24 protein-coding genes and 1 pseudogene are annotated in these 26,272 nt (G+C 61.1%); 20 read left to right on the top strand and 5 right to left on the bottom strand.

Annotated elements, in window-relative coordinates; all coding sequences use genetic code 11:
- Position 1 precedes the first annotated feature (1 nt).
- The 3 genes from GA0061099_RS32060 to GA0061099_RS32050 all read left to right on the top strand — a co-directional run bounded on the left by GA0061099_RS32060 (position 2) and on the right by GA0061099_RS32050 (position 4,163).
- Positions 2 to 1,171, top strand: a complete 1,170-nt coding sequence (locus GA0061099_RS32060; RefSeq protein WP_036025135.1) for an alanine racemase — start codon at positions 2 to 4, stop codon at positions 1,169 to 1,171.
- A gap of 22 nt (positions 1,172 to 1,193) precedes the next feature.
- The gene (locus GA0061099_RS32055; RefSeq protein ID WP_036025137.1) at positions 1,194 to 2,657 is read left to right on the top strand and encodes an aldehyde dehydrogenase family protein; all 1,464 of its coding nucleotides are present in this window, start codon (positions 1,194 to 1,196) and stop codon (positions 2,655 to 2,657) included.
- A 183-nt stretch (positions 2,658 to 2,840) separates the two neighbouring features.
- Positions 2,841 to 4,163 carry an NAD(P)/FAD-dependent oxidoreductase gene (locus GA0061099_RS32050; RefSeq protein ID WP_036008157.1) on the top strand — a complete coding sequence of 441 codons (1,323 nt, stop codon included), beginning with the start codon at positions 2,841 to 2,843 and terminating at the stop codon, positions 4,161 to 4,163.
- 166 nt (positions 4,164 to 4,329) lie between these two features.
- Here GA0061099_RS32050 and GA0061099_RS32045 read toward each other — a convergent pair whose 3' ends face one another.
- Positions 4,330 to 5,640 carry an FAD-binding oxidoreductase gene (locus GA0061099_RS32045; RefSeq protein ID WP_244429332.1) on the bottom strand — a complete coding sequence of 437 codons (1,311 nt, stop codon included), beginning with the start codon at positions 5,638 to 5,640 and terminating at the stop codon, positions 4,330 to 4,332.
- A gap of 562 nt (positions 5,641 to 6,202) precedes the next feature.
- Here GA0061099_RS32045 and GA0061099_RS32040 point away from each other — a divergent pair.
- Together GA0061099_RS32040 and GA0061099_RS32035 are read left to right on the top strand one after the other, a co-directional pair.
- A pseudogene (locus GA0061099_RS32040) lies at positions 6,203 to 6,412 on the top strand (branched-chain amino acid ABC transporter permease); the annotation flags it as partial.
- Complete coding sequence (locus GA0061099_RS32035; protein ID WP_085972166.1) at positions 6,409 to 7,470, top strand: branched-chain amino acid ABC transporter permease; 1,062 nt, start codon at positions 6,409 to 6,411, stop codon at positions 7,468 to 7,470. The pseudogene GA0061099_RS32040 and the gene GA0061099_RS32035, both read left to right, overlap by 4 nt.
- Before the next feature lie 654 nt (positions 7,471 to 8,124).
- Here GA0061099_RS32035 and GA0061099_RS32030 read toward each other — a convergent pair.
- Positions 8,125 to 8,361, bottom strand: a complete 237-nt coding sequence (locus GA0061099_RS32030) for a hypothetical protein (RefSeq protein ID WP_036025141.1) — start codon at positions 8,359 to 8,361, stop codon at positions 8,125 to 8,127.
- A gap of 983 nt (positions 8,362 to 9,344) precedes the next feature.
- Positions 9,345 to 9,686 (bottom strand): H-NS histone family protein, encoded by a 342-nt coding sequence (locus tag GA0061099_RS32025; protein WP_074448231.1) that lies wholly within the window; start codon positions 9,684 to 9,686, stop codon positions 9,345 to 9,347.
- A gap of 472 nt (positions 9,687 to 10,158) precedes the next feature.
- Here GA0061099_RS32025 and GA0061099_RS32020 point away from each other — a divergent pair, with 472 nt between their 5' ends.
- From GA0061099_RS32020 to GA0061099_RS31960, 12 genes are all read left to right on the top strand, one after another.
- Complete coding sequence (locus GA0061099_RS32020; RefSeq protein WP_036025162.1) at positions 10,159 to 10,872, top strand: hypothetical protein; 714 nt, start codon at positions 10,159 to 10,161, stop codon at positions 10,870 to 10,872.
- Positions 10,873 to 12,595: 1,723 nt separating this feature from the next.
- Positions 12,596 to 12,805, top strand: a complete 210-nt coding sequence (locus GA0061099_RS32010) for a hypothetical protein (protein WP_036008144.1) — start codon at positions 12,596 to 12,598, stop codon at positions 12,803 to 12,805.
- Positions 12,806 to 12,909: 104 nt separating this feature from the next.
- Positions 12,910 to 13,416 carry an A24 family peptidase gene (locus tag GA0061099_RS32005; protein ID WP_050996277.1) on the top strand — a complete coding sequence of 169 codons (507 nt, stop codon included), beginning with the start codon at positions 12,910 to 12,912 and terminating at the stop codon, positions 13,414 to 13,416.
- Position 13,417: 1 nt separating this feature from the next.
- Complete coding sequence (cpaB, locus tag GA0061099_RS32000; RefSeq protein ID WP_036031705.1) at positions 13,418 to 14,386, top strand: Flp pilus assembly protein CpaB; 969 nt, start codon at positions 13,418 to 13,420, stop codon at positions 14,384 to 14,386.
- Positions 14,386 to 15,588, top strand: a complete 1,203-nt coding sequence (locus tag GA0061099_RS31995; RefSeq protein ID WP_036031703.1) for a CpaE/TadZ family protein — start codon at positions 14,386 to 14,388, stop codon at positions 15,586 to 15,588. The genes cpaB and GA0061099_RS31995 overlap by 1 nt, the downstream gene beginning before the upstream one ends.
- Positions 15,585 to 16,967 (top strand): TadA family conjugal transfer-associated ATPase, encoded by a 1,383-nt coding sequence (locus GA0061099_RS31990; RefSeq protein WP_036008135.1) that lies wholly within the window; start codon positions 15,585 to 15,587, stop codon positions 16,965 to 16,967. Before GA0061099_RS31995 ends, GA0061099_RS31990 begins: the two co-directional genes overlap by 4 nt.
- A complete protein-coding gene (locus tag GA0061099_RS31985; protein ID WP_036031701.1) occupies positions 16,964 to 17,896 on the top strand; it encodes a type II secretion system F family protein in 933 nt (310 codons plus the stop codon). Before GA0061099_RS31990 ends, GA0061099_RS31985 begins: the two co-directional genes overlap by 4 nt.
- Positions 17,893 to 18,801: a type II secretion system F family protein gene (locus tag GA0061099_RS31980; RefSeq protein ID WP_036031699.1), complete on the top strand. Its 909-nt coding sequence runs from the start codon at positions 17,893 to 17,895 to the stop codon at positions 18,799 to 18,801. The genes GA0061099_RS31985 and GA0061099_RS31980 overlap by 4 nt, the downstream gene beginning before the upstream one ends.
- Positions 18,802 to 18,803: 2 nt before the next feature.
- The gene (locus tag GA0061099_RS31975; RefSeq protein ID WP_036031697.1) at positions 18,804 to 19,451 is read left to right on the top strand and encodes a methyltransferase family protein; all 648 of its coding nucleotides are present in this window, start codon (positions 18,804 to 18,806) and stop codon (positions 19,449 to 19,451) included.
- A 30-nt stretch (positions 19,452 to 19,481) separates the two neighbouring features.
- The gene (locus GA0061099_RS31970; protein ID WP_225114733.1) at positions 19,482 to 19,976 is read left to right on the top strand and encodes a hypothetical protein; all 495 of its coding nucleotides are present in this window, start codon (positions 19,482 to 19,484) and stop codon (positions 19,974 to 19,976) included.
- A gap of 8 nt (positions 19,977 to 19,984) precedes the next feature.
- A complete protein-coding gene (locus GA0061099_RS31965; RefSeq protein ID WP_036031695.1) occupies positions 19,985 to 21,358 on the top strand; it encodes a pilus assembly protein TadG-related protein in 1,374 nt (457 codons plus the stop codon).
- Positions 21,358 to 21,774, top strand: a complete 417-nt coding sequence (locus tag GA0061099_RS31960; protein WP_225150331.1) for a TadE family protein — start codon at positions 21,358 to 21,360, stop codon at positions 21,772 to 21,774. Before GA0061099_RS31965 ends, GA0061099_RS31960 begins: the two co-directional genes overlap by 1 nt.
- Here the strand turns inward: GA0061099_RS31960 and GA0061099_RS40475 are convergent.
- Positions 21,737 to 22,126 carry a hypothetical protein gene (locus GA0061099_RS40475; protein ID WP_141697699.1) on the bottom strand — a complete coding sequence of 130 codons (390 nt, stop codon included), beginning with the start codon at positions 22,124 to 22,126 and terminating at the stop codon, positions 21,737 to 21,739. The two genes, GA0061099_RS31960 and GA0061099_RS40475, sit on opposite strands and share 38 nt — an antisense overlap.
- A 99-nt stretch (positions 22,127 to 22,225) precedes the next feature.
- Between GA0061099_RS40475 and GA0061099_RS31955 the strand changes: the two genes are divergently transcribed.
- The 3 genes from GA0061099_RS31955 (at position 22,226) to GA0061099_RS31945 (ending at position 24,943) form a co-directional block, all read left to right on the top strand.
- Positions 22,226 to 23,905, top strand: a complete 1,680-nt coding sequence (locus GA0061099_RS31955; RefSeq protein ID WP_036031691.1) for a type II and III secretion system protein family protein — start codon at positions 22,226 to 22,228, stop codon at positions 23,903 to 23,905.
- Positions 23,906 to 23,919: 14 nt separating this feature from the next.
- Entirely contained in the window at positions 23,920 to 24,324 is a 405-nt protein-coding gene (locus GA0061099_RS31950) for a hypothetical protein (protein ID WP_036008116.1), read from the top strand.
- Positions 24,325 to 24,406: 82 nt separating this feature from the next.
- Positions 24,407 to 24,943, top strand: a complete 537-nt coding sequence (locus GA0061099_RS31945) for a tetratricopeptide repeat protein (protein WP_085969012.1) — start codon at positions 24,407 to 24,409, stop codon at positions 24,941 to 24,943.
- A gap of 37 nt (positions 24,944 to 24,980) precedes the next feature.
- Here the strand turns inward: GA0061099_RS31945 and GA0061099_RS31940 are convergent, their stop codons facing one another.
- Entirely contained in the window at positions 24,981 to 25,751 is a 771-nt protein-coding gene (locus GA0061099_RS31940; protein ID WP_036031709.1) for a hypothetical protein, read from the bottom strand.
- Positions 25,752 to 26,272 lie beyond the last annotated feature (521 nt).

Raw genomic sequence — 26,272 nt, 5'->3', positions numbered from 1 at the left:
GATGCGCGGGACAGATATCCAGAGTGGCAAGGCCGCCGCGACGCTGGCCGCATTGGCAACTCCCGCCCTCCTGCTCGACAGGGACCGGCTGGATCGCAATCTTGCCCGTCTATCCTCGCGCATGGCCGCGCGCGGTGTGGTGCTGCGGCCCCACATGAAAACCGGAAAATCCATTGACGTCGCCCGGCGCGTCTATCGGTCCGTGCCCGGGCCAATTACTGTCTCCACCCTGGCGGAGGCGGAGTATTTCGCACAGCACGGTTTCCGGGACATGACCTATGCGGTAGGTCTGGCGCCGCACACCTCCGACAGAGCGATGCGCTTGCAGAAAGCAGGCATCGACATCAAGGTGCTGTTGGACTCGCCTGAGCAGGCTGCCATGCTTGGCGCGGCCGGGCGCGCAGCCGGTGTGACACCGTCCGCCCTTGTCGAGATCGACTGCGACGGTCATCGCGGTGGGCTGACCGCGACCGATCCGAAACTCGTGGTCGTTGCGGCCGCCATGGCCGAGGCCGGCGTCAAGATCGCCGGCGTTCTCACCCATGCCGGCGAATCCTACGGCCTCAGTACGCCTGCGGCCCTTGTCGCGGCTGCGGAGAGCGAGCGCGCCGTGGCCGTCGCCGCCGCGATGACATTGCGCGCGGCCGGCCATGAATGTCGTGTCGTCAGTGTCGGTTCGACGCCGACCGCGCATTTCGCCGACGACCTGACCGGCGTCACGGAAATGCGGGCCGGCGTCTACATGTTCTTCGATCTGGTCATGCACGGCGTCGGTGTCTGTACGACCGACGACATCGCAATCTCGGTGCTCGCCACTGTGATCGGGAAGAAGCCCGAGAAGGGCTGGATTTTGGTCGATGCGGGCTGGATGGCCCTGTCGCGCGACCGCGGCACCGCGGCACAGCCGGCCGACCAGGGATACGGTCTGGTCTGCGACGTGGCGGGCAAAGTCTTTCCCGACCTGATTGTTTCCCAAGCGAGCCAGGAGCACGGGATCCTCGCCGTCAGACCCGGGTCGGCGCACGCTTTGCCCGATCTTCCGATCGGCGCGAAGGTCCGCATCCTGCCCAATCACGCCTGTGCGACGGCGTCGCAACACGAATTGTACAACGTCGTTTCCGCGGACAGCGAGGCGATCGAAGCGCGATGGCCCCGGATGCGCGGCTGGTAGGCCGTCGAAAGGATCGCTTCCAATGACCTCGCCCCTTCGACACCTGACGGAAGCCGGCTTGCTCGGAAAATTCTACATCGACGGAGAATGGCGGAAGCCGATCGGATCAGTCGCGGCCGCAGCATCCGTCGTCAATCCGGCGACGGAGCAGTCGATCGCCGAGGTTACGCTTGGCGACGACGATGATGTGGACTGCGCCATAGCAGCTGCCAGACGAGCCTTCGCCGGCTGGTCCACGACACCGCCTGCTGAAAGAGCGGCGCTGCTTGATCGGGTTCATGGTTTGCTTCTCCAGCGGCTGGAGTTGTTCGCGCAGGTCCTCACGTTCGAGATGGGAGCTGCCATCACCTATGCGCGCCGAGCCCAGGTGCCGCTGGCCGCCGAGCACATCCGTGTCGCACGCGACAACCTTGCGAACTATCCGTTCGTCACCCCACGCGGCAGCACCGCGATCATGCGAGAGGCGATTGGGGTCTGCGGTCTCATTACCCCCTGGAACTGGCCTCTCTACCAGATCACAGCCAAGGTCGGCCCGGCGCTCGCGGCTGGTTGCACGGTGGTGTTGAAGCCGAGCGAATTGTCGCCGCTGAGTGCTTTGCTTTTCGCTGAGGTGATGGACGATGCCGCTTGTCCGCCCGGCGTCTTCAACCTCGTCAATGGAACAGGCCCGATCGTCGGCGCTCGTCTGGCGTCGCATCCGCAGGTGGACATGATCTCGATCACCGGCTCGACCCGGGCTGGCGTTCTCGTCGCGCAAGCGGCTGCACCCACCGTCAAGCGCGTTGCCCAGGAGCTCGGCGGCAAGTCACCGAATATCATCTTGCCTGATGCCGATTTTGGCCGTGCCGTTCCGCTGGGCGTCGCGGCCGCCTTCCGCAACCTCGGCCAATCCTGCAGCGCGCCGACGCGCATGCTGGTGCCTCGCTCACACATGAAAGAGGTCGAGGCCTTGGCGGCAGAGGCCGCTTCAGAGCTGGTGGTCGGCGATCCCCTTGCGGAAAGCACGACCCATGGCCCGGTTGCGAACCGGCCGCAGTTCGAGCGCGTGCAGACCATGATCGGTGTCGGCCTGGAAGAAGGCGCCAAGCTCGTCATCGGCGGGCGAGGTCGGCCCGGCGATCTTCGGACTGGCTTCTATGCGCGGCCGACCATCTTCTCGAACGTCCGTCCCGACATGAGGATCGCGCAGGAGGAAATCTTCGGTCCGGTGCTGTCGATCATTCCCTACGACACCGTGGACGAGGCGATCGCGATCGCCAATGACACCGTCTACGGGCTCGCCGCCCACGTGCAGGGCACCGATATGGAGACAGTGCGAACCGTCGCGGGGCGGATCCAGTCGGGTCAAGTCCATCTCAACTATCCTGACTGGGACCCCAATGCTCCCTTTGGCGGCTACAAGCGCTCCGGCAACGGTCGCGAATACGGCATCGAGGGCATGGAGGAGTATCTTGAGACCAAGGCCGTTCTCGGATTTTACCGATGAATGCTTCTGCGCTGAACTGGGACTCGGTCCCGCTAGAGCAGCTCGTATCACTCAAGTGGTTAAAAACCCGAACATCTTGCGAAGTCCTTGATGATTTCAGCACATTCTATCGACCGCACGATGCGATGAAGGGCTGATCGGAACTTTGCTTCCGCATTCTTGGCAGCCGAGGTTCGTTGGAACATGTCGCCCCACGTCGAGCGCATTCACAGCGATGAGCGTCTTCCGGCCGAGGCCGACGTCGTCATCGTCGGCGGCGGCATCCTCGGCTCTACGGCCGCCTATTACCTGGCGAAGCGCGGCCTCTCCGTGGCGCTGCTCGAGAAGGGCCACGTCGCCTGTGAACAATCGAGCCGAAACTGGGGTTGGTGCCGCCAGCAGAACCGCGACCGGCGCGAACTGCCGCTCTCGGTGCTCTCCATGCGGCTGTGGGACGAACTCACGCGCGATGTCAATCGGGACCTTGGATTTCGTCGCTGCGGTCTCGTCTATGCGACCCATGACGAGGCTGTGCTCGCGGGTTGGGAAAAGTGGCGCGAGGTCGCCAGGGAGTACGACGTCGACACCCGCGTGCTGAGTCGGGCGGAGGTGGCCGAGCGCGTCCCCGAAGCGCGCGACAAATGGGTCGGCGGCACCTATTCGGAGCGGGATGGCAAGGCCGAACCTGCGCTCGCCGCGCCGGCTATCGCCGAAGCGGCCAGAACTCTGGGCGCCACGATCCACCAGGGATGCGCTGCGCGGAAGCTCGACCTGGCCAATGGCAAGATCGCGGGCGTGCACACGGAGAAGGGCTACATCAGAACCAGCGCGGTGCTGTGCGCCGCCGGCGCCTGGTCCTCGCGCTTCCTTCGGCCGCTCGGGATCAGTTTCCCCCAGGCGAGCATCCGGCAGACCGCGCTGCGTTCTACCCCGACAATCAACATCGGCGAGGCGGTCTCCACACCGTACTGCACGATCACGCGCCGACTGGATGGCAGCTATACGCTTGCGATCAGCGGCAAGGCGAACCTCGAAATCACGCCCCAGGCGATCCGATACAGCCGGGAGTTCATGCCGCAGTTCTTGCGTCGCCTGAAGAACGTCAGGCTCGGCGTCGGCCAATCGTTCGTTTCGGGGCCGGATTCAATGGCGGCGCTGCTGACCAACGACGATCGGATATTCGAGCAGAATCGCGTGCTGGATCCTCCGCCCTTGAAATGGCTGGTGAGCCAAGTGGTGGCGAGTGTCCGGAAAACCTTCCCCCAACTCGGCGAAATACAGATCGATAGCGCCTGGGGCGGCTTCGTCGATTGCACGCCGGACGCGGTGCCCGTGGTGTCGCAGGTGGACGGGGTGAAGGGCCTCGTCCTCGCGGCCGGCTGCTCGGGTCACGGCTTCGGTTTGGGCCCGGGGCTCGGCTATCTGGCCGCAGAGCTTGTCGTCAACGACACGCCTTGCGTCGATCCCGCACCGTTCCGGCTGTCGCGTCTGACCGACGGCTCGAGGCTGGACATAGCCGCCATCTGAAGATCGAGCCGGAAATCAGGCCCTGCAGTCCCCAAGGAGCGTTTCCTCCCCAACTTGAGCCACTCCTTCGGAGTGGCTCTTTCTTTATGCACGAGAGGATTTGGCTGATCGGGGTGCATCGGCCGAAGCCCCGCCGTTCGGAAGCATCGGCACGCCGGCTGATGGTTCAACTGGCAGACTTCCCTCCCATTGGGCAAACGATCGCGCCGGCGTTCATGATGTCCGCCGGATCAAAGGCGGTCTTGATCCGGCGCATGGCCGCGATACGCCCAGGATCGCTGTACCGGTCTAGAAGGTGCTTCTTGAAGCGACCGACGCCATGCTCCGCGCTGAACGTGCCGCCGAGCGCGGCGGCCGTGTTGTAGAGTTGCAACGAAAGGCTGCTTTCGATCCGCTTGGTGAATTCCAGCCGGTCGACATCGCGAGGAACGAGCACGTTGTAGTGCAGATTGCCGTCGCCGACATGGCCGTAGACGGACAGTTCAAGGTCGGCGTCATACGATCGTACCTGCGAGCCGGCCAGGTCCAGAAAGCGCTGAATGGAGGAAAGCGGTACCGAGATGTCGTGCTTCACCGATCCGTTCCGGCGCTTCTCGCCTTCGGGGATGGTCTCCCGGAGCCGCCACATCGCGGTTCGCTGCGATCCGCTCTGCGCCAGCAATGCGTCATCGACGCAGCCGGTCTCGATCGCCTCGGCCAGAACGGCTTCCATCAGTTCGTCGAGATCGAGATGGCGTGAGGCAGAGGCGAACTCGACGAGAACGGCGCCTCCGGGGCCCGCGCCGAGGGAGGGCGGGTCAGTTATTGCTTCGGTCGCGAGCGTAATCGATCGGGATGTCATGAATTCGAACGTGGTCAGAAGATCCGCCGATTCGCGGCGGATCAGCGTGAGAAGCTCGGCGATTGGAGCGTCCTTCGCGAGCTTCAGCCAGGCAGTCGCGCGGCGGGTCGGCAAGGGCGCGAGACGCAACACTGCGCCCGTGACGATGCCGAGAGTCCCCTCGCTTCCGACGAAGCACTGCTTGACGTCGTAGCCGGTATTGTTCTTCCGCAACTTGCGCATGTCGGAGACCACCGTGCCGTCCGCCAGCACCGCCTCGATTCCGAGCAGCAGATCGCGCGTCATCCCGTACCTCACGACCGACAGCCCGCCGGCGTTCGTGCCGATATTGCCGCCGATCCGGCAACTGGCTTCCGCGCCGAGGCTGAGCGGCAACAGAAGGCCCGCAGCCGCCGCGGCGTCCTGGACGTTCTTCAGGATGGCGCCGGCATCCACAGAGATGCTCATGGAGACGGGATCGATTTCGCGGATCCTGTCCATCCGCTCGAGGCTCACGATAACCTGGCGTCCGGACGCGTCCGGCGTAGCGCCGCCGCAATAGCTGGTGTTGCCGCCTTGCGGAACGATTCCGATCCCGTAGTGCGCCGCCAGCCGTACGATATCGGCGACTTGCTGTGTCGTCGCCGGCTTCAGCACGGCAAACGTCGAACCCGTGAAAAGCTGACGTTGATCCATTGTGTAGGTGGCGATCCGCTCCGGGTCCTCAACGACGCCCCCGCTGTCGAGGAGGTCACGAAAAGGTCGGACGTGTACTGACTGGGACATGTCTCAGCTCCCGATTGGCGCTGAACCATCTTTGCGCGCTTGTACGGGATTGCCTGCCGTTCGGTGCTGCTTTCGAAGAAGCCAATGCTGAAATGCCGCGGTTGTCGGCAGTGCCAGGAAGGTGCTGCTTTTTTAGGTAGCCGACCTAGGTAGCCGACCCTTCCTATTGACTGCTGCCCGCAAGCTAGGGGTGACCGTGGTGTCCGCTCCCAAATACTCCTTTCGCGCGCCTTGCCCGAGACTGTTGCTCCGGCGAGAGCTGGTCTCATTTGGAAACGACTGCCAACCTATTTAAATTGCTAGAGGGGATTCCCCGACAATCTCTTGTCGCGTGTCCCCAAACCGTCAGGTGCCCTCCGCGTAGATATTTCGCTGTAAGTCATTGATCTCTAATGGTGGAATTTTGGCCCAGTTGGAAAAATTCTCTTGAAGACCGGCGCGGCTGCTCTACGCATTCGAGGCGGTGATCATCGGCGGGCTCGGCAGCCTGTGGGGGACGCTGGCGGGCGGCATCGTGCTCGGGCTGGCGCAGGCGATCGGAGGGCGGATCAATCCGGAATGGCAGATCCTGGCCGGCCATCTCGCTTTCCTCGCCGTGCTGATGGTGCGGCCGCGCGGGCTGTTCCCGGCGAGGCGGACATGAGCGCCGAAAGCATCCATATTCCGGCAAGCCGCGAGCCGCGCCCGGTGGACGCGCCGGTGTGGCAGGTTCGGGTCGGCACACGGCTGTCGCGCGTCGCGGCCGTGGCCGGCATCGCGCTGATCGTGGCGCTGGCCGCGCTGCCAGCGATCGCCTCGCGCAACCTGATCCAGGATCTGATCTTCGTCTTCACCATGCTGACCTTGGCACAGCTCTGGAACGTGCTGGCCGGGTGGGGCGGGCTGGTATCGGTCGGGCAGCAGGCGTTTGTCGGGCTCGGCGCCTATGCGCTGTTTGCCGGCATCGTGATGGCCGGGCTCGATCCGGTTGCGGCGATCCCGCTGGCCGGACTGTTCGCGGCGCTGGTCGCGGCGGTGCTCGGGCCGCTGCTGTTCCGGTTGGAGGGGCCATATTTCGCGATCGGCAGCTGGGTCGCTGCCGAAGCGCTGCGGCTGATCTGCGCCCAGTTCAAGTCGCTCGGCGGCGGCACCGGGATGTCGATCTCGCCGAGCGAGCTGTCGCAGATGGTCGGGCTGAAGGCGGTGCAGGCGCTGCTTGGCCTGCGCCCGGCGGCCGCGCGTGACGTGCTGGTCTACTGGCTGGCACTGCTGCTCGTCGTGCTGGTCACGCTCGGCATCTACGCCTTCATGCGCTCGCACCACGGCCTTGCGCTGGCTGCAAGCCGTGACAACGCAGCGGCGGCGCGCAGCGTCGGCGTCCGCACCGCGCGGACTCGCCACGTGCTGTGGATCGCGGTCGCCTTCGCCACCGGCATGATCGGGGCCGTGGTTTATTTGCAGAAGGCGCGTATTTCGCCTGATGCGGCCTTCAGCGTCACCGACTGGACCGCCTATGTCATCTTCATCGTCGTGATCGGCGGGGTACGCACCATCGAAGGTCCGATGGTCGGCGTGCTCCTGCTGTGGGGGCTCGTCACCTATCTCGCCCAGTTTGGCAGTCTCTATCTGCTCGTGCTCGGCACGCTCGCCATCCTGATCATGCTGTTCATGCCCAACGGCGTGTGGGGCGCGGCAGCGCAGCTGTTCCCGACCCAGCGCTAGCTCAGCCGCAGCCAGTCCGGTCCAATGCCATTATGACCAGCCTTGTGCCGGGTCGCTTCGTCCATTCAGAAGCGCCGCCAGTCCATCTTTGGCAAGGAGGCGCTCTGGCGTCCATGCGCCTTTGCAGTTGGATGTTTCACTGTAAGCCATTGATCTCCAATGATCGGATATTGGTTCAGTTGGAAAAATTCTCTTGAGAAATCAAGGCCAGCGGCGTGTCTCTTAATCAGCGGGTCCCAGGTTCGAGCCCTGGTGCGCCCACCACCTTTAAGCCCGCAAGGGCTTTTTTGAATTCTTCGATAGAGCAAAGCGCGTCTGGTGCGACGTTTTTGTTGGAGTGGACACGGCCGGTTTGCTAGCTGGTGTTTCCCTAGTTTCTATATCTTCACCCATTCGATACAGCGCGCAGATCCGATGGGACAAGTCGGTCACATGCTTGTCGTAGAATAGGAAATCGGAGCGGGCAAAACGGACGGTGTGTTCTGTCCGGCGCAGCAAGATACCGCTTGCTGCAGAACCAGAACCAGAATGTTCCGGATCTGGGCCCGCGAAGCGCAATGCGCAGTTCGATGCGGCGGCGCAGCGATCGCTGGCGGAGTCATGCGCAAAGATCCTTTATGCACGCACGAACTAGCCGGCTTAACCTCTTTCGCGTCAGCCGCGCTTTCGCTGAGAGGGTAACGTAAATTCCACGACCTCGTGCTTGTCGCACGGATCAGGTGGCTGATTTTTCTTCACGATCAGCTCGAGCTCGAGAGCCTCGAAGGCGAGCTCATCCGCCAAGCGCTTGAACAGCTCGCGCTTCTCTATGTCCGTCGCCCGCTGACTCATCAGCGTAAATTCTCTCGCGTCAGCGCGGACCTTTTCCAAACGTCGTCGGAGGTCCTTCATGTGTGCCGGCGTAGCTTTTAATATTATCCTCGGCCCGAACAATCAGTTTGCTTGTTCGGATTCACCGGGGGTCAACTGCCGAAACTCGATACTGGTTCGATGCGGACGGCCAAATTCGTCGCTCATCGTGCTGCGATATTTGGCCATGCTCCATGACCCGGCCCCTGTTCAGGGACTGCGGGCTGAGGTCGGCCGTCCTGGCTGATGAGCGATCTCTGTCCGGCTCTCGCCCGATGATGCACAGAACGGGCATACCTGAAGGGGCATGAATGTTCGAAAGCGCACAGACGCGAGTGTTGCGCCCGACTAGGCTGCGAGCGATCCTGGGCGTTTGCGAAGCGCTCAGGGCCCGATGGCATCGGCGGATGCCAAATGTGCCGGCTGCAGCGAAGCGGTTCCGTCCGCGAACGCAGTGTTGCCGGCTGCGTGCCGGGCATGAGGCAGGAATAAGCTCGGCAGATTAGATCAACGATGGTCGTTCTCGTGCGTAGTGTCCTTCTCATAGTGGGAATATGGCTGCTGGTGAACGTTCTGTTCGTTGTAGCTGTCCTGCCCTCGCGCAGACCGGCACCTACTCGGCACGCAGCAATTCCATCTCCGGCGACGATCAACACGACGGCCGGTCGCTCGGATGGTCGCGAACCACCACTCCTGCAGCGCGGGATGACTCCAGTTGCAATCAGAGTTCTTTTCGTCGTCCTCCTCCTTCCAGCCCTTCGAGCGTGGAATGCGGTTAGGCGGCACTTCAGAGAGCATCACGACTAGAGTCGGGCCATCGTGCGCTTGAGTTCTCGTCGATGTCTTCACTGCGCCGCGGGCCCCCCGAGCGATTCAGCGAGACCGTCAGCCGGATCGCAAGTGCGGTCGCTACGGCCAATGGCTCCAACCATAGTCATGACCCGCGTTAAAACGATAATGTGAAAATCTCAGATCGGGAAACAGCCGGCGCCAGCATTCCCAACCCAAAATGCCGCAATCGGCGCTCAATTTGTCTGGCGCTTTTGAGCTGAAGCCTGATCGATCAGGAAATCGTCCAAGTCTCGGCCGCTTCGAAGCTGCGGCCGCAGCCATCGCGGCTGCCTGCCACGACCCGACCATGTCTCCGCTGGGTTCTTCGGATTGCGATATTTGGGACGGACGGGCGGATATGGACGACGCCGCTTGTAATTGAGCCGTGTGACCTCGCTGGCCAGTCTAATGCTGCGCAGCCTTTCCTCCAAACGTGCTTTTTGCACCAACATTTTCTGAGTGAGTTTGGCGGCGACCTCTTGGTGAAGGGTCCAGAGCTCGTCAACGGAGAGCGAATTAAAATGCGCGGTGTTCATGGCTCCAATCCGAATCTTGGGCAGAAGGCCCGGGCACACAAGTCGGGAATCAGGGAGCAGGCAAGCCGCCAGTTAAATATTGATCGCACAATCCACATTTAAATCCGCTAGGTGGTAGGGAGAAAGGCGCGACGATGGCAATATCGCGATGGAGTATTCAATTCGTAGCGGGGGTGTCCACGTATCGCGACATCCACGAACTCATCTCTCGGCAAGTTTTGCTTTGGTGTTCGGGAACGGGCGCAACTATCGCAATCGACCGGGCGGCTACGCCGCGGATCGAGGCCCGGCGCAACTCAGATGACCGATGAATCCATCGGCCTATCCTTGTTGCAGGCATCCCTGGAGTACTGGACCGGCATATAAATTAGGTGGCCAAGAATACCATTAATTCATCGCGTTGCCCGATTTAAGCCGCATGGGGGCCGTTGTCGCCGCTAAGGCTCAAGCGGGGCGCACCCGGGAGTTTCCGATGTCCGGACATTTGCGATTGTACTTCGCCAGTTTGCTCCTTGTCGGAGGTTTTTCGGCGACGCCTGCGTCTTCCAATCCTCTAACCGACTTCTTCAATACTGCTACGTCCCAACCCACGGTAACCACCCCTCCGCCGCAAGCCGAATGCGCGCCGCGTCCCGGTACCTCGACCAGTGGCGGACAGCATTGGGTCTACCGAACGGACGGTCGTCGCAGATGCTGGTTCCTGGCCGAGGGCATCGCGACGGTGAAGAAACCCATTCGGGCTCCCGCGGCCAAAGACCGTAGCGCCAGTTTCGACGAGAACCGGACCACGCAGACCACGCGGAGCGTGATCGTTGATGCGCGCGCGGAGTTGCTGCGCTCTGCACCGCCCGAGCAATCCCAGACGCCTGCAATGCAGGTAGCAGATGCCACTTCCGATCTCGGCACGGGTGCTACCCTGATGTCGGCGGCTCCCGTCGGAGATATTCCCCGCAACCAGCTCAAGCGCGAACACTCCGTGCCGGATCAAGTCAACGTTGGGCAGTTTCTCGCCGCCGCGCCTGCCGACCCACCTCAAGATATGCCGCTGGGCCCGCGCACTGCAGAGGGGCACGACGAAGCGCGCAGCTGGACGGGCTGGCTCGGTGGGCTGCTGATGACGCTTGGTGGCCTCTCGCTCTTAAGCTCGAGCCACACGCTTCGGCACGCAGTGAGACTACGCCACTGAGGTGGCGACATACGAGGTACTGCCGCCGCGCGACCGACGGATTGAACGAGCAGGTATCGCCGAACTGACACACGTACAATGGTTCCGTTGCATCGCACTTAGTTTGGCGCTGCCTTAACCGGACATTCGGGTACGATGATCGTCACCTTTTTGGATCGGACGGCATCATGCGGTATAAGGTTTTCGTGGTGGACGGCAGCCGGCAAGTGATCTGCACTGCAAAGCTCGACTGTATTGACGAGCAGGCGGCGAGACGCCGAGCCGAGCAAATGCATGACGAGCACGACGTTGAGCTTTGGGAAGGCGATCGGCTCGTTGCGGTGTTCCGAAGTGCAACGTCGAATGAAAGTCGGAGCTAACGCCCGACCCTGAATGGGCGGCCGGTCTCGCCGCCGAGTTCGTTCAAGTGTTGTGAGGCACCCCGGCCTGGCTGGTTGGCGACGCGTCGTAGCGACGTCATCGCCGAGGCTCGCTAGGCGCAGATGAAAGCCGCCCAGTCCTCTTTCAAGGTAGAGGTGGACGCGAGGAACGCGGGCAATCCGTGCATCGACCGCGCGAGTGAGCCGGGTTATCCTTCGGATCCGGCGGGTCTCTAAACGGCTCTAGCTATGCCGCTCGCTTTGGTACGCCGCCTTCTGCCGATTGGTTTTGTTTCTAGATGTCGGAGCTTACTTCGAAGTTTCTCCACCTCTCTGAGCTCCTCCAGAAGCGCCTGGTGCCGTTCGCTCAGAACAGCACTAGAAGAAATTTGACGCGTACTCGACATCACATGCCTCAGAAAAGGACTTAACTAGGAAGTCGACGAAAACGGAAGACAAAGAACGCCCGACTGAAGCTCAATGAGCTAAGGCCGCGGCGGCCAGATGTTCCCAGTACTCTGCCTCTGCAAGCAATTTCCAGCTTCGCGCAGGTTGGAGTACAGCAGTCTGACGGCAAAGCAAGGCCATTGCGCGAAAGCGGCGGGCAGCTTCCATTCCAACCTCCCAGGTTTTCTTTTCCCCAACATATTTTTTAATTTTGTGATGGAGTCATCATGATTATATACAATAATAAAATAAATCGGTTGTTTTGCTTTTCCCGCACCCAGGGCAGATGCGCCGGCTACCGAGCCCGTAACAATGATGACGGGTCCTGGCTGCGCGCTACGCTCTAGAGCGTACCACCATCCCGCGATGGTCCGCCTCGCAAGGTGGGGTCCAGGAGCCTCTATGATTGCGGCACACCGGTGCAACTGACGGGAATCATGCGGCTGCAAGGCAGCGATCAGTGCGATCGGAATCTTCGAACGGATCACCTCACCCGTCGTGACAGATGTGCTGCGTCGCGCCTTCGCAGGTCGCGAAATTTGCTCCATGTGCGCGGGCCAGGGGCGCAGCATCCGGTCGATTATATCGCCCTCACATGATTACCTATTAATCTTATTATAGCGCTGCTCATCCGTAATAATCCGGTGATTGCTTACCGACTCCAGCCAGCGCTCTGCCCAGGATCCGATTGTTGGTTCGGCCTATCGTATTTGATTTACGGCGCTTTTGTCGATTCTGAGATTGTTGTGACGGCTCGCTTCGCAGTGCGTCGATTTAAAATCGGAATTATATATTAAATGTTGACGCTAATAAGTATTTAATGAATAGTTTGTCGCTGGCGGGGCCGGAGATAAATCCGCAGCCGCTGAAGTTGCCAAGGTGTCTGAAAAATCCATCTTGAAAGAAGGGATTCCTCTATGTTGCATCATTTCATCGAGACCAAGGAAGCGTTGAAGCGTCTGCGGACGGACCAGGACGGCGTGGTGTCATTCGAGTACATCATCGTCGCGGTTTGCATCATCGGCGCAGTGTCAGCTGTGTTCGGCGTTGGGGCCGGCGGTGCGATCGGAACCGCGCTGACAGGCGGGATCACCGCGATCACCACCGCTTTTACTGCGGCAGTCTGATACGGCCGTCCGGCCAGAGGGGGGCATCGGAATGTGTCCCCCTCCGAATGTTATTTCTCTCCATTCTTATTGTTGCTGTGCCTTCCCACCACCCTGAGGCATGCATGAGCTGGGTTTCTTCCATCGTCTCGATACTGGAAATCTCGTTGTTGCTGTATGTCGCAACGCTCGACGTCGCGACCCGCACGATCCGAAATGACGTCTGTCTCTTGCTGGCGCTGCTCGGGATCGCCCGTCAGCTTGCCAGCCCAATGCAACTTGCCGAATCCCTCATCGCCGCGACGCTCCTGTTCCTGCTGCTGCTCGCGCTCTACCAGCGTGGCGGGATTGGCGGGGGCGACGTCAAGTTACTGGTAGCTTTGGCCATTGGCCTGCCGCCGACGGGCTTGATTGAGTTGCTGGCGGTAACCGCGCTGGCCGGGGGCGTTCTTGCCCTGGTGCATCTGGTGATGCGCGTCCTGCCATATCCGAAATTGGCGCCGGTCGGTTCGTCGCTCGCACGGCGCGTCTACGCGATCGAGCGCTGGCGCCACGTGCGACACGCGCCCCTGCCTTACGGGGTGGCCATAGCGTGCGGTGGCATCTGGACCATCTCGAGCAGAGGATTTTGACATGTCATCCACGTTGCGCCTCTCGATCATCCTGGTGCTCTTGCTCGCAACCACCGCATTCGGGCTGATCGCCTACAACATGAACCTGCCGAAACAGGTTCCGGTAACGGTTACGGCGCAAGGGCCGGCGCCTCCTTCGACTGTCGGGTATTTTGTCGCGGCACGTCCGCTGTCGAAAGGTACATTGGCCCGCGAAGAAGATTTCGCCGTGCGCTCGGCGTCGCCTGAACGCCTTCCCGCAGGGGCGATCCTGGAAACACCGGACTCGAAGGCCGGACTTCCCGGCTCTCTGGTCCGCAAGTTCGTCGACGCTGGCAGTCCCATCACCTTGCAGGACGTATTGCGACCTCGGGATCGTGGCTTCCTGGCCAGCGTCCTGGCACCGGATAGCCGCGCGATCAGCATCAAGGTGGACGAGGAGTCTGGCGTGTCGGGGCTGATCAGGCCGGGTGATCATGTTGATGTCTTGTTGACCCAGGTGTTCGAGAAGGCAGATCCCGCGCGCCGGGCCCTGAGCGAGACCGTTCTAGGAAACGTTCGAGTCATCGCGATTGACCAGGAAATCATGCAGGGTGGCCGAACCGTAAGCTCGGTAGCCGGCTCGGTGGCCGGCAAGCAAGCGCAGACTGTATCGTTGGAGCTTGCCCCGGACCAGGTCAAGAAGATCACGGTCGCAAGGCAGCTCGGAACGCTTTCCCTGGCGGTGCGGGCCGCAGTCGAGCAGTGGGATACGGCGGACACTGGCGCCATGTCCAGCTGCGATGTGTCGCCGGAAATCGCCCGCCAAAATGCGATTGCCGGCCGGACAGCAGCGGTCGTTGTTCATTCCGGTGGTCAGATAAAACAATACTCCGTCAGGAAACAGGAATCTGCCGACGGCGACGTTCCGATCAACTGCGACGGGTCGGAAGTGTCCCGCCGCGGAGCGACGATGGTGGTTCAGGCAGGCAAGTTGCTGGAGAAACGTTGATGAGCGTTAACATAGCGGCCCTCAGCACTCCTGAAGAAGCGACGTCTGTTGTCGCCCGCAATCGAATCGTCTGCTTCGTCAATGACGAATTGAGTGCCGCGGCTCTGCGCAAGGGCCTTGAAGGCAGCAATATTTCGATCAAGCGGGGCACGATCCGCAATGCCATACGGATGCTCGAAACGGACACCGAACTATTCGCCCTGGTGACGGACATCAGTGGTATCGATGATCCATTTGCCGAACTGGAGCGGCTGGCCGGCGTCTGTCCGCCCGATGTCCGGGTGGCTCTGATCGGTGAAAGCAGGGAGATCACCTTCTATCGCGCGCTTATGGAACTCGGCCTGACCGAGTACCTGCCGAGACCGATCACGCGGGACATGGTGCTGGACCAGCTGCGCCCAAAGCTGCTGGGCGATCGTGCGCCGGCGCCGACCGACCGAGGCGGGCATGTGATCTCGATCTGCGGCGCGCAGGGCGGTGCCGGCGCAACGAGCATCGCCATCAATCTTGCGCTGCAACTGGCGGAGACCACCAAGGCCAAGGTCGCGCTGCTCGATCTTCATCTTCAAGGCGGCGAAACAGCGGTGATGCTGGGTGTTCAGCCCGGACCAGGCCTGCGCATCGCCCTGGAGAACCCGATGCGGGCGGACACGTTGTTCCTCGAGCGCGCCGCAATCGCAGTCAACGAGCGGGTTAGCCTGATTTCCGCCGATGAGGAGCTGGACGCTCAGCTCGACATCACCGAAGCGGGCGTGAGGCACGTCCTTGGCCTGCTCCGCCAACGATTCAACTACATCGTTGTCGATGTCCCGGTCCCGTTTCCGTCATCCATCCATCCGGTGATTTCTCTTTCCCGGCACGTGCTGGTGCTGCTGGAGGCGGAGGTGACCGGACTTCGCAATGCCCACGCACTGCGGGCCGCCGTCACCAACATTGCCGGCAGGGATCGGGTCTTCACCTTGCTGAACCGTGCCAATCGCCCGGGGGGCCTTCCCAGGGCCGCGGTGGTCAAGGCGTTGGGGACAGAGCCTGACATGGTCGTACCCGATCTCGGGAAGGGCATGACCCAGGCGGTCAATCTCGGAATTCCCGCGCTGAAGCACGTATCTGCACTGCGACGCCATCTCGCGCCGATCGTACGGGAGATCACGGGGCTTGGCGCCGAGCAGAAGGGACGGCTGAGGAGGCTGCTGGGGCTATGAGAAAGTTTGGTAGGCGCGACGAGGAAACGCCGGTTCGCTTGCCTGCATCGACGCCGAGCTTGGCTGCAACGACGCCAAGCGTGCCTGCATCAACCTCAAGGCGCGACGAGGCTTCGATTGACCGGCCGGTGATGCCAGCTTCGCTGCGCGAACGCGTCATTGAGCAGATTGAGCCATCGGTGGCCGCAACTGTTTCGCGTGACGTCCTTCGGCGCCAGATCGAGGAAATCATCCATGGCATCGCCAATGAGGAACGGCTCGAACTGTCGGGTCGCGAGCAGCTTCAACTGGCGGACGAGATTGCCGACGACATGACCGGCTATGGGCCGCTGCGTCCGCTTCTGCTCGATCAATCGATCAACGACATCATGATCAACGGGCCGAGCAACGTTTATGTCGAACGAGCCGGCAAGCTGGAGCGGATCGCGGTGCGCTTCCGCGACAATGATCACATCGCATCGGTGGCCCAGAAAATTGCCGCGCAAGTTGGACGGCGCATCGACGAATCCAGTCCGATGGTGGATTGCCGCTTGTCCGACGGCAGCCGCGTCAACATCATCTTCCCGCCGCTGGCGATCCACAGCCCCTGCATCTCGATTAGAAAGTTTCCGAGCCGCCGCCTGGATATCGCCGCACTGATCGAAAACGGCTCGATGACCGCAGCCGTCGGACAGTTGCTGGAGATTGCCGCCCGGTGTCGGCTCAATGTCCTGGTCTCCGGCGGCACCGGGTCCGGCAAGACGACGCTGCTCAACGCCATGAGCCAGTTCATCGATCACAGCGAACGCGTCGTCACCATCGAGGATGCGGCGGAGTTGCAGCTCCAGCAGCCGCACGTGATCAGCCTGGAGACCCGGCCTCCCAGCCTTGAAGGCACGGGGCAGGTGACACAGCGCGATCTGTTGTGGAATGCGCTGCGCATGCGTCCTGACCGGATCGTCGTGGGCGAGGTGCGCGGGGCCGAAGCGTTTGACATGCTGCAGGCGATGAACACCGGCCATGATGGTTCGATCTCCACGGTCCATGCCAATAGTGCTCGCGACGCCCTGACCCGCATCGAGAACATGGTGCAGATGGGGCAGGTGAATCTGCCGTCGCGAGCCATTCGAACTCAGATCGTCGCTGCACTGGATCTCATCGTGCAAGTCGAACGCATGCGCGATGGGCAACGTCGCATTATCCAGATCAGCGAGGTGATGGGGCTGGAATCGGATGTGATCACCACCAATGACATCGCAACATTCGAATACCAGGAGGAGGACGACAATGGGCGGATCTCGGGCACTTACCGGGCCACCCTTGCAGTCCCGAAATTCAAGAGCCGTCTCGTCTATTTCGGGCTCGATCGCGCCTGGGCCGAGGCAGTGAGGCAGATATGATACCTGAGGCCGTGATCGTCGCTGTTCTGGTGCTCGCGATGTGCGCAGCCGTCGGCTCGTTATGGCTCGACGGCCGGGAGCGACGCATGGACCGCCGGCTGGCGGTCGCTCTACCGGCCTCCCATCCGGCCAGCCTGCCATCCATTCGCCGGGCGGAGACCGGCTCCCGGTATCTGCTTCTCCACCGTTTGGCCAATTACAGGCCCGAGATGATTCACGCCTGGCATCCGGCGTATGTGCTGCTTGCTGCCGCTATCGCCGTAGCAGCGATCTTCTACGCTAATCGCCTGCTGGGATTTTCCGTTTTCTACGTGTCTGTCGCGGCTGCGATTGCCGCCGTGGTAGTCGTGCGAGGTCTGTTTGGCTGGCAGCAACGTCGGTTCGCCAGTCAACTTTTCCGGCAGCTGCCTGACGCCATTCAGCTGGTGACGAGTACGGTTCGATCGGGTCTGCCTGTGCACGAAGCATTTCGCACCATCGCGCGCGAAATGCCGCAACCGACGTCTGGACAATTTGCAATCGTATGCAGCGAAATGAATCTGGGAAGACCTCCGGAGGAAGCCGTCGAAGGCGTCTATCGGCGAACGCAAGTGGCAGAGTATGCGATGTTTGCGGTGACACTTGCGGTTCAATTGAAGTCCGGCGGCAGCTTGGCCGAGACCTTGCAGACGCTGGGCGACACGGTGAGTCAGCGTGTTGCGCTCGCTGCTCGCGCCAAGGCGCTGGCGGGAGAAGTGATCTTTTCCTCGCGAGCACTCACGATCTCGCCCCTGATTGCCGGAGCATTGCTATACGCGGCCAATCCGCAGAACATCGATCTGCTGTTCACTGACCCGACCGGAAACAAGCTTCTGGCTTACGCGGTAGTCTCGGTGCTCATCGGGCATCTGGTGATAAGTTGGATGGTCAGGCGGGAAACAGAACTATGACTTTTGGTCTCGGGCTGGTGGCCCTCGCAGTCGTAGCTGGAACGGCGGCCTTCATGTTGATCATCCGCGAACTACACGTCCGTGCATTGGACACGCGGGTCTCAAACGCCGTGATGGGTATCCCTTACCGTTCAGCCCCCTTCAAAGACCTGACCGGTTGGTTCTCGTGGCTGGGCATGCGCTATCGACGCTTCTACGCCGAGGAGAATCTGGAGGAGCTACGAACGGTCCTCCACTCATCTGGTTTCAATCATCATAGAACCTTGCCGATCTGGATCGGCATCAAGATCGTCAGCATGTTCGCGCTGCCGGTCATTGCGCTGCTTCTGGCGCAACTTTCGGGAAGGAGACCTGCCGACGTGCTGGTCTTCACGCTGATGGGTGTGGTGATCGGAATCTTGGGTCCGCGATTGGCTCTGTCGGTGATGAAGCGGCGCTTCGATGCTGCCATTCGGCTGGGCACGCCGGATATGATCGATTTGCTGATCGTGTGCAGCGAGGCGGGAATGGGCCTGGAAAGCGGGCTGGGGCGCGTCGCCGAAGAAATGAAGTCGACCAATCCTGCCATGGCCTGGGTGCTGCACCGACTCCTTGATGATCTCCGGATACTGCCAAGCCGCGTCGAAGCATTCGAGAATTTGGCGGTCACTTCGGATGGTCTTCGCCGGTTCGGCACGATGATCAGCCAGAGCTTGCAGTACGGAACGCCGTTGGGCCAGGCGCTGCGCAGTATCGCGCTCGACCTGCGGCGGGAACGCATCACCAAGCTGGAAGAAAGGGCGCACAAGTTGGGCGCCAAGCTGACCATTCCGATGGTGCTGTTCCTGCTCCCAGCCATGTTCGTCATCATGGGGGGAAGTCCCGTTCTTCACCTCGTGCGTTCGTTCGCCAGCTTCGGAAAGTAGCCATGAGCACAATTGCCCTCTCCAAGAGCGGATCTTACGACCGGATCATGCGGCTGCTTGGCGGCTTGTGGTTCTTGTTGCTGGCTCTTTGCGTCGCCGTCAGGATTGGGGCGTCGCTGCACGATCCGTGGCCCTCGCTCTTGTCGAGCTTTTGCCTCGGCATCTTCTACATGCTCCTGGCGCTGTTGATCATGACGCGCTCACCGGCAAAGGCGCATGCCGACGGCCTGCTTCCAAGAATAGCTGCCTTCGTCGGCAGCTATCTGCCATGGACGATCAGCTTCCTCGGCAAAACCGACGACACGCTGCCCAACCTGGCATCGACGGCTTGCGTGCTGGTCGGCACGATCATGATGCTCGTCACCATCCGACATCTGGGTCGGTCGTTCAGCCTGGTGCCGCAGGCGCGCTCGGTGGTCCAGACCGGACCCTATCGATGGATCAAGCACCCGCTCTATGTCGCCGAAGAAATCGTGGTGCTGGGCGTCGTGCTACAATACCTGACACCGGTCACGGTGATGGTCCTGGTTCTGCATATAGGCATTCAGGTCTGCCGAATCCTTTACGAAGAAGACCTGCTTCGGCGCAATTGCCCCGAGTATTCGAGTTACGAAGCATCACGTTGGCGAGTGATTCCTTACGTTTGGTGAGCGGCTATGCGTGGCCGGATTGTGGTGGACATGGTTCAGATCGCTGCGGCTCGGGTGACGCGATCGCACGTGGCAAGTCCCCGTGGAGGCAGGCGCGCGTATCGTAAAGGGTCCTTCGTCGCCGATCAGCGCGGCGCCGTCGCGTTTGAGACAGTCATCGTTTACATTTTCATGGTGTCGTTCCTGCTGATGCCGCTTGCCGACGTCGCTGCCGCGGGCTTCCGGTTTATCTCTGCGTGGTCGGCCTTGCGCTCATTCGGACAATACATTCAATACAAGAGTCCGCCCGACCCGGCGAACCCGGGGACCTGGGTGTCGACGCTGCAGACAACGGTCGCCGGGCATACCATCGGCAACATCCAGGTCATGTGCGGAAGCACAGCCTGCAACTCCGGCAACCTTGGTTTGACTCCCAAGTACTTTACGTTTTCGACGACCGTCACTTTGGCCCCGATTGTGTTGACGTCGGTGCTGTGCCCCAGCAGTTGCACGTACACGCTGCCTTACTCCGAACGTTTCCAGTAGGTGTTCTCATGCGCAGTCTGCTCCGTTCCAGACGAGGCTCGGCCGCATTCGCAACAGTCATCGTGCTGATTCCGCTCATCGGCGTGGTCGCACTCGGGGCCGAGGCGGGATCGTGGTACGTCACCAGGCAGCACGCGCAGAATGCCGCCGATGCAGCGGCCTACTCGGGCGCCCTGCGACTTGCATGCGACAATGCTGGTGTGCTCTGCGATACATCAGTGGATTATCAAGCAAAGGAATTCGCGGCACAGAACGGGTTCTGCAACACCGGCGATACGGCCTATCCGGGCACCAACTGTGCGCCAAGCCTTCCAACGGGAATCTCGCGGGCGGTGCAGATCGACATCGGCAGCTATAGTGCGGGTGCGTTCACAACGCCGCCCGCAGGAGGCGGCGGTAACGCCGTTCGCGCCCTCGTCAGTCAGCAACAGCCGGCCTACTTGTCGGCAGTGCTGGGTTTGACGACCGTCAACATCCCCGCCCAAGCCATCGCTCTGGTCGAACTGCCGAGCAAGGTGTGCGCCTTGGCGCTCGGACCTGATCCGAACGGCGGCGGAGGGGCGCTTAAGATTGCCGGTAACGTCAGCAACAACGGCACGGGCTGCCCGATAATGTCGGATGCCAGTGTTCAGTTTGCCAGCACTGCCTCTTTCACCGGTTCAGGATGGGCCGTCTTGGGTGTAACCGGCTGTAGTCCAGCCAGCACCTGCGCCAATCCCGGCGTCACGTACAATTATTTCATGCCGTATGCCAACAATCCACTTAGCAAATTGGACAGCCAATCGTTCAATAGCTTGACCTCGAGCGGGAAGCCAAACGATTTGGCATGCAGTGGTACGTTGACGCCTAATACCCCGCCGAGCAGCACTAACCTGTACCGCAACCTAACGTGCACGACCGGGAACGCGGTAGATTTTAGTCCGGGCACGTACTTTTTCTACAATGGCACGATAAGATTCAATGGCGGAACCATCACTTGCAGTGCCTGCACACCCTGGCCACCGGCTGGCACAGGTTTAGGCGTCACGCTTGTATTACTCGGGGATTCCAGCATTTCCATCTCTGGCGGCGCTGTAGTTAATCTGTCCGCGCCTTACACCAACACTTTCTCTTCTGATCTGAACGGCGTTCTGATTGATGATCAAGCACCGAGCAAGAGCAGTAATCAGGTCACCATCAACGGTGGTTCGGTTAAGCTGGGTGGTGCGATGTATTTCCCGCACGTCGACGTGACCTGGAACGGAGCGACGCAAAGTACCAATACGACCTGTTCACAAGTGATCGCCAAAACTCTCACCATGGGCGGTGGCGGCTTCCTGAGCACGGATGGATGTAATCCGGTCACCGTCCCTTACACCCAAGTTGTCCGCTTGGTGCAGTGATGAGAAAGCTCGATCAGCGGGGCATCGCATCGTTCGAGTTCATCCTCGCCTTTGTGTCCCTTTTTATGTTGATTTTCGCCATCTTCGATCTCGGACGCTATGCGATCACGATGCAGTCCTTGCGGACGCTCGCGAGCGCCGGGGCCCGAGCGGTCATGATCAACTGCTACACGCCTGCCTTGCTTCAAAGCCCGCCTCAGTCGCCGTCAAGCTGCGCGGGCGATCCCATGTCCACAACCGCAAAGCAGACTGCCGCGCCGTTCCTGTATCGCGGCGGTCTCACGCCGACGCTGAGCGTGGCATCCAGCGGCACCAATTTGACAGTGACCGCTTCTCAAGCCGGCTTCACCATGCTGATGCCGATATGGGGTACGACGCTCAATGCACCGAGCGCGTCAACGCAAATTCCGTTCTAGGCAAAATATGGCAACGTGCCTTACCCATCTTGGCCGACATCGCCTCGGGTCGGCGCTCGAGCTGGACAAACCCCTGGGAATCGAACTGCGCCAAAGCAATCTGAGCCTGGCCAAGTGCCGTTTGGAGACGACGAGCCGACGCCGTTCGATCGTGAGCCACGACGGAATCGCGCAAACGTGGTCGTGCTGCAGCAGTTCTGAACGGAGCTGCAGAGAGAAATGATGCGCGCCCGCAACATTGGAAAGTTTTCTTTGCCACTTGAGGCTGTGCGGTAAGCGTCTCTTCTTGCACGCAGGCAGCATCAAGGACGATGATCTTGGAAACGCGAAGTAACGAATTGTAGTCGGACATCTTGTAAGCTCTGCGGCGTGGTGCGCAGAGGGGAACTATTGGGGATATCGAGCACGTAGATTTGCGGGGGAGCCGCGGATCGCAGTTGGGGGGACTCGAATGGGTGGCGGTCGCATTTCGGGTAAGATAAGGAGGCTTCTCGCCTTCAGCGTGATGGGTCTTGGGGCGGCGCTCGCCTCCTTTGCGTCCGCTGACCCCGCGACAGCGGCAGACCGGCGGGGCTCCTCCGGCGGCGGCGTCTTCGTCAGCGAAATGAACGACGTCCAGCGGGTCAAGGTGGTGGTCAACAAGTCACGCACCTTCAAGGTCGATACGGCTTTCGCAACTATCGTGGCCGGCTCGCCCGACATTGTGGACGTGAAGTCGCTCAGCGATCACCTGATCTACGTCCAGGGCAAGCAGACCGGCACCACCAACGTCATCCTGCTCGACTCCTCGATGAAGCAGATCGGCATCCTCGACGTCGAGGTCGTGATCGATACCACCAATCTCCAGCAGAACATCCGCAGCAGCACTGGCGGGCACGGGATCCGCGTCTCGGCTTCCGAGGGCCAGGTGGTGCTTAGCGGAACGGCGGCCGATGCGGTTACGGCCGAGCGGGCCATGGCGATCGCCACGAGCACCGTTGCGAAAGGCGGAGTCGTCGTCAACGCAATGAGTGTCGCGGCGCCGCAGCAGGTGATGCTGGAGGTGCGCTTTCTCGAGGTGAGTCGGGAGGCTGGCCGCAACCTAGGCGTCAATCTGTATGCGGCAAATGCCAATGGCACCAACGTCGGCAATACCGGCCTTGGTTCAACTACAGCCGTCGGGCGGGCGCCGATCGGCGGCATCAATAACATCACCAGAGTGCCCACCACCGGCAGCAACACTAGCGCCCTTACCACCAGCAGCACTCCTGTTGGCGCCAATCCTGCTGGCAGCCTTCCGATACTCGGAACTTTGGGGACGCTCGCCGGTACAGCGGGAGGTATTGCGCCGGCCCCGTTCGGAAGCTTGTTGACCAGCATTATCAGGACCACCAGCGGCGGCTCGGTGGACTTGTTGATCTCGGCGCTGGAAACCAAAGGATTGGCGCGCCGGCTGGCCGAGCCAAACTTGACCACGTTGTCCGGCGATGCCGCGCGCTTCCTCGCCGGCGGCGAGTTTCCGGTACCGATACCGACCCAGACCTCGAATGGCTTTCCCACGATCACGATCGACTACAAGAAGTTCGGTGTCGAACTGGCCTTCGTCCCCACCGTGCTCTCGCGCGGCGTGATCAACCTTCGGGTCGAGCCGTCGGTCAGTGAGCTTGATTTTGCCAATGCAGTGACGATCCAGGGGACGACTGTTCCTGCGCTGACCCGCCGCGACGCGCGCACCACGGTTGAGTTGCGCGATGGCCAGAGCTTTGCGATCGCCGGCCTGCTGCAGACCCGGAATCGCCAAGACGTTTCGCAACTGCCATGGATCGGCTCCGTGCCGGTGATCGGAAGCCTGTTCAGCAGCAAGTCGTACCAGCAGGAGGAAACCGATCTCGTCATCATCGTGACGCCGCGCCTGGTCGCACCGGCCGCGCCCGGTCAGCAATTGGCGTCGCCGCTCGACTCCCGCCTTCCGGCCAACGACGTCGATTTCTTCCTCAATGGCCAGATGGAAGTCCGCAAGCGTTACAATGACTACGTCAACTCCGGCGGCGACGTTAAAGGACCCTATGGTCACATCATCGCTCCCGAGGTCACTGCGACCATTCCGGCACCGGCCGTTGCGAACCAGCCCGTCGTAAAAACGCTCAACTGAGAAGGAAGCGGGAGATGACCATCAGGTATCTGGCTCTGTTCGCACCGCTGCTGCTCGGGGGATGTTACGGGGTGGCCGGTCATGACGAGGTGGACCGCTATTTCCAGCGTTCAGACACCATCACGATGAGTGCCGGCAATGCCAAGGAGGTCAACGCGGTCACCCACACAATCCATCCATGGCCGCGAAACGTCGGTGATCGCAGGATCACGTACGACGCCCGGCGCGTGGGCGCCGCCGTGACTCGCTATGGCAACACGAAACAGCCAGTGGATCAGCTTCCCGACATTGGCGATGCGACGAAACAAATGGGCGTGCGGACTGCCCCAACCCAGAACGTCAACATAGAAGGATTGGGGGCTGGATCGACTGCTGGAGTATCAGTGCCGGTTGGTGGAGTAGGCGTAGGCGGCAGGTAACGATTTTTAGTGCGTGGTTTTGGCGATGTTGTTTGCGAACGGCGCAGTGAAGTTGCTGCGACGTGCGGGGGACCAAGGGGTTATGCGACGTATCATCTTCATGCTGACCTGTTGCTGGTTGGGGATCGGCCTTGCGGGGTGTGATCATACGCTGAGGCAGGCTGCCGTCGTCGCTCCCGTCGAGCCGCCTGGGGGGGACCCCGTGCAGGAGCCGACGGACGTCAAATATTATCCCTCGGACGAGCCGGTACGGCTGGGCTTGGAGCATTTCAACCGCGGCAGCTACGGGTTAGCCAATCGCTATTTCAGGGATGCGGTCGAGAAATCGCCGAAGGACGTGACGGCCTGGGTTGGACTCGCGGCGAGCTATGATCGGATACGTCGCTTTGATCTCGCCGATCAGGCCTATGCCCAAGCGATCCGGCTGGGCGGCGAAACCGTGCAGGTCCTGAATGACCAGGGATATTCGTACATGCTGCGCGGCAATCTGAGTGCGGCGCGCCGAAAGTTCGAGAAGGCCTATTCGCTCGATCCAGGCAACCCGGTTATCGCCAATAACCTCGAGCTTCTCAATGGCAGCCGGCGGTTCATTGAAAGACCACCGAACAACCAGCCTTAAGAGGGCGATCGACTACTGCGATCGCGGCCAGTTCTCGTCAATTGGGCCCAATTACAGCATCAGCGTGACGGCTGCCGCTGCGGACGATGACAACAACGCCATTGCGAACGGTAAATCTCGCGCCGAGCAGCTTCCGCACCTTGTCCGTGATCGGAGAGGAAAAGGGAACGGTTTCTCCCACGACGGGATCGCCGACCTTTGTCGTCTCAGTCGCGGGGCCAGCAACTGGTGCAGGCTTGATATAGTCTCGGACAAGCTGAATCTCTTCACGTGACAGGATGAGCGGAGCCTGGTCGCCTTGGATCTCCGACGGCGGTTTGGGTATTCCACGGCTTGCCTTTTCGCGCATCTCGTTCGTGCTTGCGATCTGATCGAGCCTGGCTACGCGTAGCTTGAGTGCGATGATATCACGTTGCAGTGTTGCGATCTCCAATTTGCGCGCGTTGACCTGCATGAAGACAATGATCGCGCAAACGCAACTCACGACGAAGCCGACGCTCAGCAGTGCGATCAACCAGCGCTCGAAGTTTCCCGTCGACCCCCCGGTCGTTCGGGGGAGTTGATCGCGCTGGAGATGGCGCCGCCAGATGCGACGTGCTCGGTCAATCCAATTGGTAGAGCCCGTTACACCGGTCCCCGCCCGGCCCGACCCAAAATGCGCGGGTGACGAGGCGGCTTTCTCTCGGGCCGGTTCAACGGACGACGACGTGTCGACTTGCTCAAGCCCAAGATTGTCGGGGACGCGATCCGCCGTCGTCAGATGCGCGACAGGGTGGAACGGATCCATCTGCTTATCGAGCCGGCCCATCTCCGCTCTCCATGCAGCCATCTATCAACTTCGCCAGTTCCGCCGACGCGGCAGAATGAGGGTACCCGAGGATTCGGTCAATCGGAACGGAAAAGGCTCCAATCCGCCGCGTGAGCCGCTCTAACGGTAGCTTGCAAGACACACGGCGCCAACCAGATGCCAGGGTCTACCCCGCGGATGCTCCGACCGCGCGGATGTTAGCCGGTGAAATGCAGCACTTTGATCGTGCGACGAACGCCCACTTTCAGTCGGATAAGCCCGGTCGTGCGACCAGCAAGTCATCAACCCAAGGCTGACTCTTAATCAGCGGGTCCCAGGTTCGAGCCCTGGTGCGCCCACCAAGTTCTTCAAGGACTTGCCCTCGCGAACCGTTTGAGACGACCGAACTGAAACGGTTTTTCAAACGGTGATTTTGGCGACCAATCGGCGGGGCCATTCTCGGCATTGTGATCTACTTTACCCGCCGAGGCGGAGGCGTCCTGGCCATGGCAACCCCACCTCACAGTAGGATTGTCGCTGCG

This window comes from Bradyrhizobium yuanmingense, assembly GCF_900094575.1.
Classification (GTDB): Bacteria; Pseudomonadota; Alphaproteobacteria; order Rhizobiales; family Xanthobacteraceae; genus Bradyrhizobium; species Bradyrhizobium yuanmingense.
Note: the sequence above shows the minus strand (reverse complement) of the source record. Positions and strands in the feature narration are given on the sequence as shown.

Excerpts from the sequence above, each read along its gene's own strand:
- GA0061099_RS31995 (WP_036031703.1), top strand. The coding sequence starts at position 14,386 with ATGAGCGTTAACATAGCGGCCCTCAGCACTCCTGAAGAAGCGACGTCT.
- GA0061099_RS31950 (WP_036008116.1), top strand. The coding sequence starts at position 23,920 with ATGACCATCAGGTATCTGGCTCTGTTCGCACCGCTGCTGCTCGGGGGA.
- GA0061099_RS32010 (WP_036008144.1), top strand. The coding sequence starts at position 12,596 with ATGTTGCATCATTTCATCGAGACCAAGGAAGCGTTGAAGCGTCTGCGG.
- GA0061099_RS32030 (WP_036025141.1), bottom strand. The coding sequence starts at position 8,361 with ATGAAGGACCTCCGACGACGTTTGGAAAAGGTCCGCGCTGACGCGAGA.
- GA0061099_RS31945 (WP_085969012.1), top strand. The coding sequence starts at position 24,407 with ATGCGACGTATCATCTTCATGCTGACCTGTTGCTGGTTGGGGATCGGC.
- cpaB (WP_036031705.1), top strand. The coding sequence starts at position 13,418 with ATGTCATCCACGTTGCGCCTCTCGATCATCCTGGTGCTCTTGCTCGCA.
- GA0061099_RS32020 (WP_036025162.1), top strand. The coding sequence starts at position 10,159 with ATGTCCGGACATTTGCGATTGTACTTCGCCAGTTTGCTCCTTGTCGGA.
- GA0061099_RS31970 (WP_225114733.1), top strand. The coding sequence starts at position 19,482 with ATGGTTCAGATCGCTGCGGCTCGGGTGACGCGATCGCACGTGGCAAGT.
- GA0061099_RS32055 (WP_036025137.1), top strand. The coding sequence starts at position 1,194 with ATGACCTCGCCCCTTCGACACCTGACGGAAGCCGGCTTGCTCGGAAAA.
- GA0061099_RS31940 (WP_036031709.1), bottom strand. The coding sequence starts at position 25,751 with ATGGGCCGGCTCGATAAGCAGATGGATCCGTTCCACCCTGTCGCGCAT.
- GA0061099_RS31965 (WP_036031695.1), top strand. The coding sequence starts at position 19,985 with ATGCGCAGTCTGCTCCGTTCCAGACGAGGCTCGGCCGCATTCGCAACA.
- GA0061099_RS32050 (WP_036008157.1), top strand. The coding sequence starts at position 2,841 with ATGTCGCCCCACGTCGAGCGCATTCACAGCGATGAGCGTCTTCCGGCC.
- GA0061099_RS40475 (WP_141697699.1), bottom strand. The coding sequence starts at position 22,126 with ATGTCCGACTACAATTCGTTACTTCGCGTTTCCAAGATCATCGTCCTT.
- GA0061099_RS32035 (WP_085972166.1), top strand. The coding sequence starts at position 6,409 with ATGAGCGCCGAAAGCATCCATATTCCGGCAAGCCGCGAGCCGCGCCCG.
- GA0061099_RS31990 (WP_036008135.1), top strand. The coding sequence starts at position 15,585 with ATGAGAAAGTTTGGTAGGCGCGACGAGGAAACGCCGGTTCGCTTGCCT.
- GA0061099_RS31980 (WP_036031699.1), top strand. The coding sequence starts at position 17,893 with ATGACTTTTGGTCTCGGGCTGGTGGCCCTCGCAGTCGTAGCTGGAACG.
- GA0061099_RS31955 (WP_036031691.1), top strand. The coding sequence starts at position 22,226 with ATGGGTGGCGGTCGCATTTCGGGTAAGATAAGGAGGCTTCTCGCCTTC.
- GA0061099_RS32025 (WP_074448231.1), bottom strand. The coding sequence starts at position 9,686 with ATGAACACCGCGCATTTTAATTCGCTCTCCGTTGACGAGCTCTGGACC.
- GA0061099_RS32060 (WP_036025135.1), top strand. The coding sequence starts at position 2 with ATGCGCGGGACAGATATCCAGAGTGGCAAGGCCGCCGCGACGCTGGCC.
- GA0061099_RS32005 (WP_050996277.1), top strand. The coding sequence starts at position 12,910 with ATGAGCTGGGTTTCTTCCATCGTCTCGATACTGGAAATCTCGTTGTTG.
- GA0061099_RS31960 (WP_225150331.1), top strand. The coding sequence starts at position 21,358 with ATGAGAAAGCTCGATCAGCGGGGCATCGCATCGTTCGAGTTCATCCTC.
- GA0061099_RS31985 (WP_036031701.1), top strand. The coding sequence starts at position 16,964 with ATGATACCTGAGGCCGTGATCGTCGCTGTTCTGGTGCTCGCGATGTGC.
- GA0061099_RS31975 (WP_036031697.1), top strand. The coding sequence starts at position 18,804 with ATGAGCACAATTGCCCTCTCCAAGAGCGGATCTTACGACCGGATCATG.